At 45.6% G+C, this 2,040-nt stretch carries 1 protein-coding gene and 2 pseudogenes; 1 reads left to right on the forward strand and 2 read right to left on the reverse strand.

Annotation, left to right across the window (positions count from 1 at the left end):
- Positions 1–268 precede the first annotated feature (268 nt).
- Positions 269–1,573, reverse strand: coding sequence for a tyrosine-type recombinase/integrase (locus AB4589_RS24950; RefSeq protein ID WP_372101911.1), 1,305 nt, complete (start codon positions 1,571–1,573; stop codon positions 269–271).
- Positions 1,570–1,884 (reverse strand): annotated as a pseudogene (locus AB4589_RS24955) (tyrosine-type recombinase/integrase); the annotation flags it as partial. The pseudogene AB4589_RS24955 and the gene AB4589_RS24950, both read right to left, overlap by 4 nt.
- A gap of 19 nt (positions 1,885–1,903) precedes the next feature.
- Here AB4589_RS24955 and ispH point away from each other — a divergent pair.
- Positions 1,904–2,040, forward strand: a pseudogene (gene ispH, locus AB4589_RS24960) (4-hydroxy-3-methylbut-2-enyl diphosphate reductase); the annotation flags it as partial.

Raw genomic sequence — 2,040 nt, forward strand, 5'->3', positions numbered from 1 at the left:
TAGATTAATGACCAAGCCTTGCTATAAAGAAACTCACTGGAAGCAATATAATCAAGCTTTAATCAATCATTAGTCACTGATATTTTGGATTGGTGAAGAAGCAATTCAGCATTTAGCCGTTGATGCTACAGGGCTGAAGGTCTACGGTGAGGCAAGTGAAAAGTAAATGAGCATAGACCTCCAAGTGTGACTGCCCTCAAACACGAATTTCACCAAAACCCTAACCTTAAAATTTGATGTACTTATGTTATTCCGACAGATATTTTAATCACCATTCCCAAAAATCCACTTCATATCTAAACCGTTCAACCTCCTTCTCGGTCAGTTCCGGTATTACTTTGATAGGTCTTCCTCTGCGTTTAGGGGGAGATTTCGTCGGCTTAGGTTTGGAGGCTCTCACTTTTCGAGTTTTAGGGTTATTCACAAGCTGGCCTGATAATATTCCACTAATAACTTCCCCTATCGCCTCAGCAGATTGCGATACTTGCACATCATCCACGTGAGCATAACGAAGCGTGGATGAAATACGCGTGTGACCCAACAGTTTCGACACCATCGGAATAGGGAACCCCTCTAACACCGCATAACTGGCAAAGGTATGACGCAAATCGTGAATGCGAACATCCTCGATATGGGCTAAGGCTCGCACCTGTTGCCAGACCATACTAACCTTAGTCGACCGACTCACAAAACGACGCAAAGGCATAAACACATCATCGTGTGATTCGCTACGCTGTGTCCATGCTTGCTTTGGTATGTCTGAAAGGAGTTTCTGCGCTTCCTTGCCCACATACACCACCTTCGCACCCGTTTTGCTGTCCGGCAAGTGCCACTCCCTGCCTTTAACAAAAGACCATTGCAGGCTTGTTACCTCTGAAATTCGACATCCCGTTAACAACACCAACTTTAGCACCTGACAACAGCACGCTTCCATATCACCTTGCTGGCTGACCACCGTTAATGCGTTATGCAACCGCGCTAACTCGTCCAAACTCAAAAAACGATTGAGCTTTTTTTTACGATTTTGCTTGAGACCATCACAAGGGTTTTCCATGCAATAACCTTGTTTCACCGCATATTTGAAGATAGAACGAAGCACATCAAGATTACGGTTGGCAGCCCCTGCGTAATTCTGGCTGAGTTCATCAAACCAAAGATGCACATGACACGAATCAATACGGCTGACAGGAAAACGTCCAAACTCGGGCAACAAATGCTTTTTTAAGGCGCTCGACGCTGTCCCTTGTGTACTCACTTTCCATCCCTTGCAGACCTTATCCGTCCATTCTTCTTTCACCAACGCATCAAAGCGGATCAACCGTATCGGTTTCGTCTCTTTGTCTAAAAAAGAGGCCTGTAAAGCACGTACGTGTTGTCTCACTTTTTTTAGTGTCAGTTGTCCCACTGCCGCCAACGTCTTATTGGGAATGGATAAATGAGTCACATAGAAACGGCGACCATCGGTATAAACTCGAACTCCTAACGCTGGCACTTGGGTATCCCACACCGTATACGTTCGAGTTTTCGAATGAAGTGATTGAATCACTTTAGAAGTGAATAACAGTGACTTCATGAGCGCATACCTTTAACGAGCACTCCCGACACATGAGAAGCGGCCTGACACACGTCATCACGTCCCAAATGTGCATACTTTAGCGTCGTTTCCGCTTCAGCATGCCCCAAAAGGCGACTCAGCACGATCAAGTTTACCTTCGACTGAATGGCAATACTGGCGTAGGTGTGACGTAAATCATGCAAACGTACACCTTCCAATCCTGCCAACTGGCGAGCCTGTCGCCAGAATATACCCAACTGATTGGTGGATATGGGTTGAGTGTTACAAGGGGTTGGAAACAGGTAAGGACTCTCTGATTGCCATGCATCAAGATAAGCTCTAACTTGTGAGCGCGCTCTTGAACTGTATCAGCCACCGATTTATGTTCGCCATGAAGTGGTGCATAACCGCTTTGTTGTTGAAGGGCTCAAGCAACGTGGTGCTATTTTTGTCGAAGAGTTAAGTGAAGTACCAGACGATAACAT

The sequence above is a fragment of the Vibrio sp. 10N.222.49.A3 genome (genome assembly GCF_041475145.1).
Taxonomy (GTDB): domain Bacteria; phylum Pseudomonadota; class Gammaproteobacteria; order Enterobacterales; family Vibrionaceae; genus Vibrio; species Vibrio tasmaniensis_A.